This is a genomic window from Leucobacter sp. gxy201, assembly GCF_051043335.1.
In the GTDB taxonomy this organism is placed as follows: domain Bacteria; phylum Actinomycetota; class Actinomycetes; order Actinomycetales; family Microbacteriaceae; genus Leucobacter.
This window is the reverse complement of the sequence record NZ_JAMXWS010000001.1, coordinates 533,410-548,356: the sequence shown is the minus strand read 5'-3', so window position 1 is coordinate 548,356 and position 14,947 is coordinate 533,410. Positions and strand designations below refer to the sequence as shown.

General features: G+C 70.3%; 12 protein-coding genes. All 12 read right to left on the bottom strand.

Annotated elements, in window-relative coordinates; genetic code table 11:
* Window positions 1–10: 10 nt before the first annotated feature.
* Entirely contained in the window at window positions 11–943 is a 933-nt protein-coding gene (locus tag NHL51_RS02460) for a universal stress protein (RefSeq protein ID WP_434141567.1), read from the bottom strand.
* Window positions 940–2,385: an amino acid permease gene (locus tag NHL51_RS02455; protein ID WP_434141566.1), complete on the bottom strand. Its 1,446-nt coding sequence runs from the start codon at window positions 2,383–2,385 to the stop codon at window positions 940–942. The genes NHL51_RS02460 and NHL51_RS02455 overlap by 4 nt, the downstream gene beginning before the upstream one ends.
* Window positions 2,386–2,450: 65 nt before the next feature.
* Window positions 2,451–3,758 (bottom strand): thymidine phosphorylase, encoded by a 1,308-nt coding sequence (locus NHL51_RS02450; RefSeq protein WP_434141565.1) that lies wholly within the window; start codon window positions 3,756–3,758, stop codon window positions 2,451–2,453.
* 4 nt (window positions 3,759–3,762) lie between these two features.
* The gene (locus NHL51_RS02445) at window positions 3,763–4,206 is read right to left on the bottom strand and encodes a cytidine deaminase (RefSeq protein ID WP_434141564.1); all 444 of its coding nucleotides are present in this window, start codon (window positions 4,204–4,206) and stop codon (window positions 3,763–3,765) included.
* A 2-nt stretch (window positions 4,207–4,208) separates the two neighbouring features.
* Entirely contained in the window at window positions 4,209–5,510 is a 1,302-nt protein-coding gene (locus NHL51_RS02440) for an ABC transporter permease (protein WP_434141563.1), read from the bottom strand.
* A 2-nt stretch (window positions 5,511–5,512) separates the two neighbouring features.
* Entirely contained in the window at window positions 5,513–6,805 is a 1,293-nt protein-coding gene (locus NHL51_RS02435; protein ID WP_434141562.1) for an ABC transporter permease, read from the bottom strand.
* On the bottom strand, window positions 6,802–8,316 hold the full coding sequence (locus NHL51_RS02430; RefSeq protein WP_434141561.1) for an ABC transporter ATP-binding protein: 1,515 nt from the start codon (window positions 8,314–8,316) through the stop codon (window positions 6,802–6,804). The genes NHL51_RS02435 and NHL51_RS02430 overlap by 4 nt, the downstream gene beginning before the upstream one ends.
* Window positions 8,317–8,397: 81 nt before the next feature.
* Window positions 8,398–9,468, bottom strand: coding sequence for a BMP family lipoprotein (locus tag NHL51_RS02425; protein ID WP_434141560.1), 1,071 nt, complete (start codon window positions 9,466–9,468; stop codon window positions 8,398–8,400).
* A gap of 216 nt (window positions 9,469–9,684) precedes the next feature.
* Entirely contained in the window at window positions 9,685–10,656 is a 972-nt protein-coding gene (locus NHL51_RS02420) for a Ppx/GppA phosphatase family protein (protein ID WP_434141559.1), read from the bottom strand.
* Between the two features lie 9 nt (window positions 10,657–10,665).
* Complete coding sequence (nhaA, locus tag NHL51_RS02415; protein ID WP_434141558.1) at window positions 10,666–12,024, bottom strand: Na+/H+ antiporter NhaA; 1,359 nt, start codon at window positions 12,022–12,024, stop codon at window positions 10,666–10,668.
* A 76-nt stretch (window positions 12,025–12,100) separates the two neighbouring features.
* A complete protein-coding gene (locus NHL51_RS02410; protein ID WP_434141557.1) occupies window positions 12,101–12,232 on the bottom strand; it encodes a hypothetical protein in 132 nt (43 codons plus the stop codon).
* Between the two features lie 45 nt (window positions 12,233–12,277).
* Window positions 12,278–14,947, bottom strand: coding sequence for a DEAD/DEAH box helicase (locus NHL51_RS02405; RefSeq protein ID WP_434141556.1), 2,670 nt, complete (start codon window positions 14,945–14,947; stop codon window positions 12,278–12,280).

Here is a 14,947-nt window from a genome sequence, read left to right as displayed (position 1 = left end):
CCGTGAACCGCTAGCCCTGCTTGCCGCCCGCCCGCGCCGCGTAGCCACCCGTCGCCCTCCGAGGCACCATGACGACCGGCACGGGCGAGTGCCGCACGATCTTGACGGCGTGCGAGCCGAGCGAGATGCGCGCGAGCAGGCCGAGGCTGCTCGATCCGACGACGAGCACCTCCCCTGCATCCCACGGCACCGCGCGCAGTGCGGCGTGCCAGTCGCGTCCGGCGCCGACGACCACCTCGACGGCCGTGGGGGGCGTCGCGAAGCGCTCGATATCGTCGTGCAGTTCGCGGGTGTGCTCGCGGATCACGTTCTCCCACGCCGCGATCACGTCGTTCTCGGTATCGAAGCCGACGCCCGACTCGGCGAGGCCGCGGGGCCTCGTGTGGAACGACGCGATGCGCATCGCGCACCCGGCCTCGGCGGCGAGCGCGGCGGCGCCGAGCACGAGCTCTCCCGAGGTCTCGGAGCCGCTGTAGGCGGCGGTGACCCGGGTCAGGCGCGAGGCACCGGCGGCGTCGTAGCCGTTCGGCACGATCACGACGGGCACGCTCGCGCTCTGCAGCAGCCCGGTGACGACGGAGCCGAGTTCGGTCTCGCCATCGCGCGACTCGCCCTTCGCACCGACGACGAGCTGCGTCGCCCCGTGCCGCTCGCACACCTCGAGCAGGCCGCGGCGGGCGCTCGAGGCCCGGTGCACGACGTACTCGACGGTGAGTTCCGCAGGGATCGCCGCGCGCGCCGCGTCGAGCGCCGCCTGCGTCTCGCCCGCGACGAACGCCTGGAACTCGTGGTCGGGGTACCCGATCGAGTGGCTCGGCGGCCAGGCGGCCGCGTTCACAGCGGCGACGACGAGCCGGCGCTCCTCGGTGCGGGCGAGGAGCACCGCGGCCGCGATCGCGGCGGAGGAGATGTGCCCGGGCGCGACGCCGACGACGATGCTCATCGTCCGGCCTCCGAGACCCCTGCGAGCTCCGCGGCGCGGGCCGCCGCGATCTCCTTGCCGAGTTCCGAGTGCTTGCGGCCGGTGAAGAAGTACCAGACGAGCACGATCACGGTCCAGACCGCGAACACGACGATGGTGACGAGGCGCAGGTCCTTGATGATCCAGAGGCAGCCGATGATCGAGAGGATCGGCACGACCGGGTAGAGCGGTACGCGGAAGCCGCGCTCGAGGTCGGGTTCGCGGCGGCGCAGCACCATGACCGCGATCGAGACGACGAGGAAGGCGGCGAGCGTGCCGATCGAGGTCATCTCGGCGAGGAAGTTGATGGGCAGCACTCCTGCGAGGATCGCGACGACGATCGACACGATGATGGTGTTCGCGACCGGGGTCATGGTGCGCGGGTTCACCTTCTGGAAGATCTTCGGCGCCATGCCGTCGCGCGACATCGCGAAGAGGATGCGGGTCTGGCCGTAGAGCACGACGAGCGTGATGCTGAAGATGGAGATGACGGCGCCTGCCGCGACGACGGTGCCGGGCCAGCTCGCGCCGACGATGTTCTCGAGGATCGCCGAGAGGCCGGCGGCCTGGCCTTCGAAGTCGTCGGTCTTCTGCGCGCCGAGGGCCGTCAGCGCGACCGCGACGTAGACGGTGGTGACGACGACGAGGGCGGCGAGCAGCGCGATCGGCAGGTTGCGGCGCGGGTTCTTCGCCTCTTCGCCGGCCGTGGCGACGGCGTCGAGACCGATGAACGAGAAGAAGATGAGGCCGGCGCCGGTCATGACGCCCGCGAAGCCGAAGGGCGCGAAGTTCGCGAAGTGGTCGACGTTCCACCCGGTGATGCCGACGGCGATGAAGAAGAGGAGCACGGCGACCTTGATGATGACCATGATCGTGTTCACGAGCACCGAGTGCGAGGTGCCGCGGATGAGCAGCATGCAGCAGAGGCCGATGAGGATGACGGCGGGCAGGTTCACGATGCCGCCCTCTTCGGGAGCGTAGAGCAGCGCGTGCGGCAGTTCGACGCCGAGCACGTTGAAGACGAGCTGGTTGACGTACTGCGACCAGCCGACGGCGACCGCCGCCGTCGAGACGCCGTATTCGAGCAGCAGACAGGCCGCGACGCCCATGGCGGGCAGTTCTCCGAGCGTCGAGTAGGCGTACGAGTACGACGAGCCCGACACGGGCACGCTGCTCGCGAGCTCGGCGTAGCAGAGCACCGAGAGGCCGGCGACGACCGCCGCGATCACGAACGACCAGATCACCGCGGGGCCCGCGATCGGCACGGCCTCCGAGAGGATGAAGAAGATGCCCGTGCCGATCGTGCCGCCCACGCCGATGAGGGTGAGCTGGAAGAGCCCGATGCTGCGCTTCAGCTGGCCGCCGCCGTCGCCGGTCGGTACGGGTTTCACACGGAAGAACTGCTCGCGCAGGGTTGTCGCCATTCGGGTACTCCAAGGTCGGTTCAGGGCCGAAGCAACTATAAGCCCTGAACGGCCGCCGGCCCGATTCAGGCGGTGATGCGCTCCCGCACGAGCGCCCGCTCGGGCACTGCGGCGTCGCCTACCCCCCACGCGCCGTCGAGCGCTTCGAGCGCCCGGTCGAAGCGCGCCGCGTCATCGGCCGACAGCGTGAAGAGCGGCTGCCCGGCCGTCACGGTGTCGCCCGGCTTCGCGTGCAGGTCGATCCCTGCCGCGTGCACCACCGGGTCCTCGGCCCGCGCGCGCCCCGCCCCGAGCCGCCACGCCGAGATGCCGAAGGCGAGCGCGTCGAGGCGCTGCAGCACGCCTGCCGCGGGCGCTGTCACGACGTGCGTCTCGGGCGCGACCGGAAGCGCCGCATCGGGGTCGCCGCCCTGCGCCCGGATCATGCGCTTCCACGCGTCCATCGCGCGGCCGTCGTCGAGCGCGGCCTCCACGTCGGCGCCGGGCTGCCCGACGAGCGCGAGCATCTCGCGGGCGAGCGCGACCGTGAGCTCGCGCACGTCGGCGGGCCCGCCGCCGGCGAGCACCTCGACCGACTCGCGCACCTCGTTCGCATTGCCGATCGCAAGCCCCAGCGGCTGGTTCATGTCGGTCAGGAGCGCGGTGGTGCGCACGCCCGAATCCTCGCCGAGGGCGACCATCGTCTGCGCAAGCTCCCGCGCCAGCTCGAACTCGCGCATGAACGCGCCGTCGCCGAACTTCACGTCGAGCACGAGCGCGCCCGTGCCCTCCGCGATCTTCTTCGACATGATGCTCGACGCGATCAGCGGGATGCAGTCGACCGTGCCCGTCACGTCGCGCAGCGCGTACAGCTTCTTGTCGGCCGGCGCGAGCCCCGAACCGGCCGCGCAGATCACAGCGCCGACCGGCCCGTCGAGCTGCGCGAACATCTCGTCGTTCGACAGCGCCGCGCGCCACCCGGGAATCGCCTCGAGCTTGTCGAGCGTGCCGCCCGTGTGCCCGAGCCCGCGGCCCGACAGCTGCGGCACGGCGACGCCGAACGCCGCGACGAGCGGGGCGAGCGGCAGCGTGATCTTGTCGCCGACGCCGCCGGTGGAGTGCTTGTCGACCGTCGGCTTCGACAGCGCGGCGAAGCTCATGCGCTCGCCCGACGCGATCATCGCGTCGGTGAGCACGCGGATCTCGTCGCGCCCCATGCCGCGCTGGAACACGGCCATCGCGAACGACGCCATCTGCGCATCCGAGACGTAGCCGCGCGTGTACGCGTCGACCATCCACCGGAGCTCGGGTTCGGGCACCGCTCCCCCGTCGCGCTTGGCGCGGATCACATCGATGGCGTCGAACGGTTCGAAGGGTGCGGGGGCGGAAGTCATGTCGTCAGGCTCCTGGTTCGGGGTCGTGCGTGGCGGCCGCGCGCTCGAGGTCGCGGGGCCCGAAGGCGTGCGGGAGCACGTCGTCGATGGTCTGCACGCCGGCGACGGTCTCGAGCAGCATGCCGTCGGCGGAGTGCTCGTAGAGCAGCTGCCGGCAGCGCCCGCACGGCATGATGGTCTCGCGGGCGCCGTTCACGCAGACGAACGCGACGAGCCGGCCGCCGCCCGTCATGTGCAGCGCCGACACGAGCGCGCACTCGGCGCAGAGCGTGAGCCCGTACGAGGCGTTCTCGACGTTGCAGCCCGACACGATTCGGCCGTCGTCGGTGAGCGCCGCCGCACCCACCGGGTAGCGCGAGTAGGGCACGTAGGCGTGGTCGAGGGCCGCGACCGCGCTCGCGCGCAGCAGCCCCCAGTCGACGTCCGGTGCGGTGCTCTGCTCGATCATCGTCACCCCTTGATGTACGGCTTGCCGTTCGCGGCGGGCGGTCTCGCGCGCCCGGCGAAGCCGACCACGGCGAGCACCGTCACGACGTACGGCAGCATCGACATGAACTCGCCAGGGATCGGCGAGCCCAGATTCTTCAGCAGCGTCTGCAGGTTCGTGGAGAAGCCGAAGAGCAGCGCCGCGAGCGTCGCCTTCCACGGATCCCACCCGCCGAAGATCACGGCCGCGAGGGCGATGAAGCCGAGGCCGCCCGTCATCTCCTTGTCGAACGAGCCGACCGCGCCGAGCGTGAAGTAGGCGCCGCCGATGCCCGCGATCGAGCCGGCGAGCAGCAGATTCAGGAAGCGGGTGGGGTTGACCTTGATGCCGACGGTGTCGGCGGCCTGCGGATGCTCGCCCACCGCGCGCAGGCGCAGGCCCCAGCGGCTGCGGTACAGCGCCCAGGTCACGAGCGGCACGATGATGTAGGCGAGGTACACAATGAGCGTCTGGTTGAAGAACACCGGCCCGACGACCGGCACTTCGCTCAGGCCGGGAATCGCCCAGCGCGGGAAGCGCGGCGGCTTGTTCAGCGCGGCCGCGTTCGGCTGCATGAGCGCGCCGTGCAGGAAGCTCGTGAGGCCAGTGATGAGCACGTTCAGCACGACGCCGACGATGACCTGGTCGACGTAGTAGTTGATCGAGAACACGGCGAGCACCGACGCGACGAGCGCGCCCGCGACCATCGCGCCGAGGAGGCCTGCGACGTAGCTGCCCGTCATCGACGCGATCAGCGCGCTCGAGAAGGCGGCGAAGAGGAACTGCGCCTCGATGGCGACGTTCACGACGCCGACGCGCTCGCCGATGACGCCGCCGAGGGCGCCGAAGATGAGCGGCACCGACAGCGACAGCGCGCCGAAGAGCAGGCCCGTGACCGGCACCATGCCGCCCGCCGCCGACCAGGTGAGGAACTCGAAGATGCCGATGATCGCGAAGACCGAGGTCAGCCACAGCGGCACGGGCCGATATCGCAGCGCGTACCAGAATGCAGCGGCCGTCATGACGACGAGCAGCAGCGCGCACACGGTGACGGCGGGGGAGGTCGGCACGACGACGTCGGCGAGGTTCCACGACGAGGTGCGGTCAGCGAGGCGGAAGGTGCTCTCGCCGCTGCGACCGCCGGGGAACGCGAGCGCGAGGCCCACGAGCGCGACGACGGCGTAGGCGATGGGGCCCTTCAGGCTGCGGCGCCGGACGGCCTCGGCCGACGCCCCCTGCTGGGGCCCGCCCGCGGCCTCGCGCTGCTGCACGGTGATGTCGCTCATGCTCATGCCCCCTTCGCCTGCAGCGCCTGCGCGCGGTCGAAGCGCCCGAGCCCGAAGATCGCGCGCACCAGCGGCGGTGCCGCGATGAAGAGCACGATGAGCGCCTGCACGACGAGCACGATGTCGACCGGGATGTCCTGAGAGATCTGCATCGTGAAGCTGCCCGCCTTCAGCGCGCCGAACAGCAGGCCGGCCGCGAGCACGCCCCAGGCGCGGCTGCGGCCGAGCAGCGCGACCGTGATCGCGTCGAAGCCGATGCCCGCATCGATGTGGCTCGCGAAGCCCGAGGTGATCGTGCCCGATATCTGGTTGACGCCCGCAAGGCCCGCGAGCGCACCGGCGAACGCCATCGCGATGAAGACGATGCGGCCGACGTTGATGCCCGCGGCGCGCGCCGCGTGCGGGTTCTCGCCGACGGCGCGCATGCGGAAGCCGAGCGCCGAGCGCTCCATCAGCCACCATACGAACGCGGTCGCGAGCACGGCGACGACGAAGCCCCAGTTGACCGACAGCGGCGCCGGGAAGATCAGCGGGAACTGCGCGGTGACCGGCGTCTCGGCCGAGATCGGCTGGTTGCCGCCCGGTCGCATGAGCATACCCGGCGTCGACAGCAGCCACGAGATGAAGTAGAACGCGATGAAGTTGAGCATGATCGTGAGGATCACCTCGTGCGCCCCGGTGCGCGCCTTCAGATAGCCGACGATGCCGCCCCAGATCGCGCCGCCGACCATACCGGCGACGATGGTGAGCGGCAGATGGATGATGAGCGGCGCCTGCACCGTCATGCCGACGAACGCGGCGGCGATGATGCCCATGAGCATCTGGCCGCGACCGCCGATGTTGAAGAGGCCGACGCGGAACGCGAGGCCGACGCCGAGGCCCGCGGCGATGAGCGGGGTCGCGAAGTTGAGGGTGTCGGTGAGGGGCTTGATCGCGCGGATGAGGCCCGGCGCCTGGTAATTGAAGACGGCGCCGCGGAAGAGGGCCGCGTAGCCGCCCGCCACCGACTGCCAGACGGCCGCGAGGAAGTCGAAGGGACGGCTGATGACGTCGCCCGCGGCCTGCTGCACCTGCGGGTCGGTGAAGGCCATGAGCACGCCGCCGATGATCATCGACAGCACGACCGCGAGCACGGTCGTCGTGATCGAGCTCGTGAAGATCTCTTGCAGTACCCGGTTCTGCCGCGGCGCCTCCGGGGTCGACTGCGCACCGGTCTCGGGTGTGAGCTCCGGCTGCGCACCCCCGGTCTGCGCGGCGACGGCGAGGCCGTCGGCTCCGAGGTCGGGATTCGTCATGCCGCTGCCCCTTCCGGCATCTCGCCGGCCATCATGAGGCCGAGCGTCTCGCGCGACGCGTCGCCCGGCACGATGCCGATGATGGCGCCCTTGTACATGACCGCGATGCGGTCGGCGAGGGCCGACACCTCGTCGAGCTCGGTCGACACGAGCACCACCGGCACCCCCGTGTCGCGCGCCGCGACGATCTGCTTGTGGATGAACTCGATCGAGCCGACGTCGACGCCGCGCGTCGGCTGCGACGCGACGAGCAGCTTCAGTTCGCGGCTGAGCTCGCGCGCGATGACGACTTTCTGCTGGTTGCCGCCCGAGAGGCGGCCCGCGAGCGCGTCGGGGCCCTGGGTGCGGATGTCGTACTCCTCGATCTTCGACTCGGCGAACTCGCGCAGCGCGCCGCGGCGCACCGTGCCCGCCGTCACGAAGGCCGGGTCGCCCGTGCGGTTGAGCATCATGTTCTCGGCGACCGTGAAGGTGCCGACGAGCCCGTCCTCGATGCGATCCTCGGGCACGAAGCCGACGCCCGAATCGATGATCTGCTTCACCGATCGGCCGATCACGCTGCGCCCGTCGAGCGTGATGCTGCCTAGGTCGACGTCGTGCAGTCCGACGAGCGCCTCGGTGAGCTCGGTCTGGCCGTTGCCCTGCACGCCCGCGACGGCGAGGATCTCGCCCGGGCGCACCGCGAAGCTGACGCGGTCGACGGCGACGACGCCGTGCTCGTCGGCGATGACGAGATCCTCGACGAGGAGCCCGCCCTCGCCGAGCTTCGGCTGCTCCTTCTGCACCGTCAGCTCGACCGCGCGGCCGACCATGAGCGAGGCGAGCTCGGCGTTGCTGGAATCGGGGTTCGCCTCGGCGACGACCTTGCCGTGCCTGATGACGGTGATGCGGTCGGCGACCTCGCGCACTTCGCGCAGCTTGTGCGTGATGAACACGATCGCGGTGCCCTCGTCGCGCAGCTGGCGCATGATCGCCATGAGTTCGTCGGTCTCCTGCGGCGTGAGCACCGCGGTCGGCTCGTCGAAGATCAGGATGCGGGCGTCGCGCGAGAGCGCCTTGATGATCTCGACGCGCTGCTGCACCCCGACCGGCAGGTCTTGCACGATCGCGTTCGGGTCGACGTGGAACCCGAAGCGCTGGGCGACGCTCTCGACATGGGCGCGCGCCTTCGCGAGGTCGAGGGCGCCCGCGAACTTCGTGTCCTCGTGCCCGAGCATGACGTTCTCGGCGACGCTGAACACCGGCACGAGCATAAAGTGCTGGTGCACCATGCCGATGCCCGCCGCCATGGCATCGCCCGGCCCCTTGAACCTCTGCACCTCGCCGTCGATGACGATCTCGCCCTCCTCGGCCTGGTACAGGCCGTAGAGCACGTTCATCAGCGTCGACTTGCCGGCGCCGTTCTCGCCGAGGAGCGCATGGATCTCGCCGGGACGCACCTCGAGATCGATGCGGTCGTTCGCGGTGAAGGAGCCGAAGCGCTTCGTGATCCCTCGCAGTTCGAGCGTCATGTGGACCAACCTATCCGTATCGCCCGAGCACCGCACCTCGCGCATTGGAGGTACGGTGCTCGGGGGTGAACTGGTGTCGTCTTACGGCGACGAGGGCGACTCCACCTTGATCGAACCGTCGATGATGCCGGCGCGGATCTCGTCGAGCTGCGCCTGCAGGTCGGGCTTCACCTTCGACTCGAAGTCGTGGAAGCCCGAGAGCGATACGCCGTCGTTCTCGAGCGTGCCGACGAAGGGATCGGTCGAGAACTTGTCTTCGGACGCCTCCATGACGGCGTCGTACACGGCGACGTCCATGCCCTTCATGATCGATGCGAGCAGCATGTCGGCGACCGACGGGTCGGTCTCGAACACGTCGGCGTCGACGCCCATGAGGGCCGCAGTGCCGCCGGAGTCGCGGATGGCCTCTGCGGCCGACTGGTAGATCGGGCCGCCGACCGGCAGCAGCACGTCGGCATCCTGGTCGAGGAGGCCCTGCGCCATCTGCTTCGCGGTGTCGTTGGCGGCGAACTCGTTCGTGAACTGGCCCTCCTGGCCGGTCACGTCCCAGCCGATGACCTTGACGTCGGTGCCGTTCTGCTCGTTGTAGTAGGCGACGCCGTCGGCGAAGCCGTCCATGAAGATCGTCACCGGCGGAATCTTGGCGCCGCCGAAGGTGCCGACGGTGCCGGTGGTCGAGTACGAGGCCGCTGCGTAGCCGCCGAGGAACGCCGCCTGGGCGGTGTCGAACACGAGCGGCTTCACGTTCGGCGCGTCGGTCTCGCCGTCGCCGTCGTTGTCGGCCCAATCGTCGATGATGGCGTAGTCGATGTCGGGGTTCGCGAGGGCCGAGTCGACGGTCGGCTGGCTCAGCATGAAGCCGACCGAGACGATGAAGGTGCAGCCCTCGGAGACGAGGCCGTCGAGGTTCGCCTCGTAATCGCTCGCGCTCTTCGATTCGGACTTGGCGATCTCGACGCCGAGCTCGTCTGCGGCCTTCTGGAGGCCCTCGAATCCGAGCTGGTTGAACGACTTGTCGTCGAACCCGCCCTCGTCGGAGACCATGCACGGCTTGAACCCGGCTTCGCCCGACTGGCCGCAGCCCGCGAGCCCGAGCAGCAGGCCGGCGACGGCGACGCTGCCGATCAACTTCTTCACGTGAGTTTTAGACAATTCATGCCTCCCAGTCGATCGCCCGCCGAGACAGACGAAATCAGAACCATTCCGCCTATTCCTACCGGAGATCGCATCGGGGTCGCCAGAGCAGATACCAAATGGTTACGAACCGCACATGCGGCCGCGGGTATTCGCGCGCGCGGGCGGTCGGGTCCCGACAACGGGCCGGGCCGGTGCGGGCGCTCGGCGGAGGCTTCGCACCGGGCTCGGCGGCTACTCGGCGCGGGCTTCCGCGTGGTCGACCGGGTCGGCCCCGCGGCCGTCGAGCGCGTCGATGTAGCGCAGCACGATCCCCTCGCGCAGGGCCCACGGCGAGATGGTGAGCGTGTCGACGCCGAACACCTTCATCGCGGTGCGCAGCACGACGGCGCCCGCCATGATCTGGTAGCCGCGCTCGGGGGTGATGCCGGGCAGGTACTCGCGCACCGACCCGGGCATGTCGCGCAGCGCGGGCTCCCACTCGCGCAGGCCGACGTACTGCAGCTGAGCGAGATCGCCCGTCACCGCATCTGCCGGGCCGCCGATGAGCCTCGCCAGGGATCGGATCGTCTTCGACGTGCCGACGACGCGCTTCGGTTGCGGCCGGTCGCTGAAGAGCTCGTCGCGCACGCGCGTGAACTCGGCGCGGGAATGCGCGCGCAGGCGCGAGACCGCCTCGCGCGACGGCGGATCCTCAGCCAGGTAGTTGATGGTCGAGCGGCCCGCGCCGAGCGGCAGCGACACCTGCACGTCGGGGTATTCGTCGGCGCCCTGGGCGATCTCGAACGAGCCGCCGCCGATGTCGAAGAGCAGGATCTCGCCGGCCGACCAGCCGAGCCAGCGGCGCACCGCGAGCATGGTGATGCGCGCCTCGTCCTCGCCCGAGAGCACGTCGAGCTTCACGCCCGCCTCGCGCTCGATGCGGGCCAGCACCTCTTCGCCGTTCGCGGCCTCGCGGATGGCACTGGTCGCCGTCGCGATCATGTCGTCGACGCCGATCTCGCGCACCGTGCGCACCGACTCGCTGACGGCCTGGAGAATGCGCTGCACGCCCGCTTCGGTGATGGCGCCATCGGCGTCGAGGTAGCGCATGAGCCGCAGCACCGAGCGCTGCGAATGGTACGGCGCCGGGCTCGCGCCCGGGTGGGCATCCACGATGAGCAGGTGGACGGTGTTCGAACCGACGTCGATGACTCCGAGGCGCATGGGAGCAGTCTAAGGGGTCGGGGCCCCGGGGTCGGCGGGCCCCGACTCGCGCTGGTACGCGTCGGGAATGCCGTCGCCGTCGAGATCGGCCCGGTCGCGGTGCCTGATGCGGCCGTACTGGTGGTTGCGCACCCCGAGCAGGATGGAGGCCAGGGCGGCCGCGATGAGCGAAGCGGCGAGGATCGCGACCTTGGCGTAGTCGTGCTCGATGGCGCCGTTCGGGAACCCGAGCTCGGCGACGAGCAGCGACACCGTGAACCCGATCCCGGCGAGCAGCCCGACCCCGACCATGTCGATCCAGCGCAGGGCGGGGTCGAGGCGGCTGCCGGTCGCCTTCGTCATGAGCCAGGTGGTCGTGACGATGCCGAGGGGCTTGCCAAGTACGAGTGCCGCGACGATCGCATAGGTGACCGGATGTGTCAGCGCCGTCTGCACGCCCGACCAGCCGCCGACGGAGACGCCGGCGGCGAAGAACGCGAACACGGGCACCGCGAAGCCGGCCGACAGCGGCCGGAACCGGTGTTCGAACTCCTCGGCGAGCCCGGGCCCGGGCTCGCCCCGGTCGGCCCTGCGGTGCAGCACGGGAATGGTGAAGCCGAGCAGCACTCCCGCGATGGTGGCATGGATGCCCGAGGCGTGCATCAGCGCCCACGCGACCGCGCCGATCGGCAGCAGGATCAGCCAGGCCGCGACCGGGTACCGGGCGAAGAAGCGGCGTCCGGTCTGCGCGATGAGGCCGTAGACGGCGATCGCGGCGAACGAGAGCGCGAGCGGTACCGCCTCGATGCGGTCGGTGTAGAAGACCGCGATGATGCTGATCGCGAGCAGGTCGTCGACCACGGCCAGGGTGAGCAGGAAGATGCGCAGCGGGGTGGGCAGGTGGGAGCCGATGATCGCGAGCACCGCGACCGCGAAGGCGATGTCGGTGGCGGTCGGGATAGCCCAGCCGTGCCGCAGTTCGGGGTGCGGCCACACGATCGCGGTGTAGATGAGCGCGGGCACGACGACCCCGCCCGCCGCGGCGGCGATCGGCAGGATCGCGGTGCGGAACTTCCGCAGATCGCCCGCGACGAACTCCTTCTTAAGCTCGATGCCGACGAGGAAGAAGAAGATGGCGAGCAGCCCGTCGGCGGCCCAGGCCCCGAGGCTCAGGCGCAGATGCCAGGGCTCGACCCCGATCTCGAGATCGCGCAGCGCGAAGTAGGCATCGGAGGCGGGTGAGTTCGCCCATACGATCGCGATGAGCGCGGCGGCGACGAGCAGGATACCGCCGACGGTCTCCTTGCGCAGCAGCGCCGCGATGCGTCGCGCCTCGGCGAAGGTGCCGTAGTGGGGGAAGGTGGTGCGGGGTGCGGGTGACGGGGTCACGGGATCGTCCGTTCGTGGTGCGCAGTCGGTCGGGATTCCCGGCCGGGGAGCGCGCGAGCGGCGCTGCCGGGCGGGGTCAGGCTGCGACCCGCGTGGGAGCCGTTCCCGAGAGCATGGCGCCCCATGACGAGACGTACCCGTTCGTGCCGGGGTGCGGCAGCAGCCACGGGGCCGGTGCGAAGACCGGGGGGAACGAGCTCGGAGTCATCGCGATTCAGCCTAGCAGTCGGCGTTCGCGCGGGGTCGGGAGCGGTCAGTCGTGCAGCGGGCCGACCCGCCGCACGCGCACGGCGGGCTCCCCCGCGAGCTCCGATTCGGCGAGGTCGATCGCGCCCTCGATGCCCCAGTCCCGGTCGCCCGCCGGGTCGAGCAGCACCTGGCGGAAGCGCCACTCCCCCGCCGCGCGCGCCTCGTCGCCGCGGTCGAGCTCGAGCAGGGCTGCCGACCGCGCATCGGCGTCGACGCCGATCGCGTCGTACTCGGTGAAGTAGCCGTCGAGCGCGTCGCGCCAGGCGTCGCCGCCGAAGCCGTGCGGGCCGTCGAGCTCGGCGAGCTCGGCGTAGCGCTCGAACGCCGCCGCCTGCACGCGCCGGAAGAGCGCGTTGCGCACCATGACGGTGAAGGCGCGCTCGTTCTGCAGCACCGACCGGGTGGGCGGGGCGAGCATCGCGGCGTCGCCCTCGGGGTGCAGCGCCGCCGCGTGCTCGGCCGCCGCCTCCGGGTTTGCGAGTGCCGCCGTGTGCGGCAACAGCCCCGCGTCGAGGACTCCGTTCTCGAGTTCAAGCGTGGCTGCCCATTCGTCGACGAGGCTCGAATCGACCTGGCGCACGAGCTCCCCGAGCCAGTCGATGAGTTCTTCGAGTTCGGGGGTCTTCGCCTGCTCGGGAATGGTGCGCTCGAGGGCGCGGTACGCGTCGGAGAGGTAGCGCAGCACGCCGCCCTCGGCCCGGCCGAGCTGGTAGAAGGACACGATGTCGCGGAACCCGAAGGCGCGCTCGACCATGTCGCGCACGACCGATTTGGGGCGCAGCTCGTAGTCGCGCGCCCACGGCACCTCTTTCGTGTAGGCGCGGAAGGCCTCGTCGAGCAGCTCTTTCAGCGGCTGCGGATGGGTGATCGCCTCGAGCCGTTCCATGCGCTCGTCGTACTCGATGCCCTCGGCCTTCATCTCGGCGACGGCCTCGCCGCGCGCCCGATGCTCCTGGGCGCGCACGATCGCACGCGGGTCTTCGAGCGTCGCCTCGATGACCGAGATCACGTCGAGCGCGTAGTGCTCGGATTCGGGGTCGAGCAGTTCGATCGCGGCGAGCGCGAACGGCGACAGCGGCTGGTTCAGGGCGAAGTTCGCCTGCAGTTCGACGGTGAGGCGCAAGAGTTTCTCGGTGCGTCCGCTGCGCTCGTCGACGCGCTCGTGCGCTTCGACGATGCCGCCGTTCCTGAGGGTGCGGAAGATCTCGAGCGCCGTGCGGGCGTGGGCGAACTGGCGCGCCTTCGGCTCGTGGCTGTCGAAGATGAGCATCTGCATGGTGTTGAGGGCCTCGCCCTCCCACTCCTCGCCGCGGCCGATGACTCCGAGCACCATCGAATGGGTGACGCGCATGCGGCTCACGAGCGGTTCGGGCTCGGAGGCGACGAGCTTGTCGAGGGTCTGCTCGCTCCAGGCGACGAAGCCCTGCGGCGCCGACTTCTTCTTCGGCCCCTTGCCGACCTTCTTGCCGGCCGCCGCCTTCGCCTGGGCCTTCGCGCTCATCTTCGCGTTCTCGACCTCGTGCTCGGGGGCGAGCGCGATGACGTCGCCCTCGGTGTCGTAGCCGGCGCGGCCGGCGCGGCCCGCGATCTGGTGGAACTCGCGGGCGGAGAGCCGCCGCATCTTCTCGCCGTCGAACTTGGTGAGCGCGGTGATGACGACGGTGCGGATGGGCACGTTGATGCCGACGCCGAGGGTGTCGGTGCCGCAGATGATCTTGAGCAGGCCCCGCTGGGCGAGCTGCTCGACGAGGCGGCGGTAGCGCGGCAGCATGCCTGCATGGTGCACGCCGATGCCCGATCGTACGAGGCGCGACAGGGTCTGCCCGAAGCCGGTCGAGAAGCGGAAGTCGCCGATGGCGGCGGCGATCGCGTCGCGCCCTGCGCGGTCGACGACTTTGATGCTTGACAGGGCCTGCGCCTGCTCGACCGCGTGCGACTGGTTGAAGTGCACGAGGTAGGCGGGGGTCTCGCGGTCGGCGATGAGCTCTTCCACGACCTCGTGTGCCGAGGCGACCGCATAGGCGAAGCTCAGCGGCACCGGGCGCTCGACGCCGGTGACGAGCGCGGTGTCGCGTCCGGTCGCGTCGCCGAGGTCTGCGGCGAGCTCGGTGACGTCGCCGAGCGTCGCCGACATTAGCAGGAACTGCGCGTCGTGCATGAGCAGCAGCGGCACCTGCCAGGCCCAGCCGCGGTCGGGATCGGCGTAGTAGTGGAACTCGTCCATGACGACCTGGGTGATGCCGCCCGCGTCGGGATTGTCGACGTTCTTGTCGCGGATGGCGAGGTTCGCGAGGATCTCGGCGGTGCAGCAGAGGATCGGCGCATCGGAGTTGATCGAACTGTCGCCCGTCACCATGCCGACGTTCTCGGCGCCGAACACGCCCACGAGATCGAAGAACTTCTCGCTCACGAGGGCCTTGATGGGCGCGGTGTAGACGGTGCGCCGCCCCTCGGCGAGGGCGATGAAGTGCGCCCCCATCGCGACGAGCGACTTGCCGGTGCCGGTCGGGGTGGCGAGGATGACGTTCGAGCCGAGCGTCATGCCGAGGATCGCCTCCTCCTGCGCCGGGTACAGGCGCAGGCCCTTCTCCTCGAGCGCCCACTCCTCGAACGCCGCGTAGGCGTCCTCCGGCTCGTCGAAGCGGCGGGCCGCGAGTATCGATCCCAGGTTCAT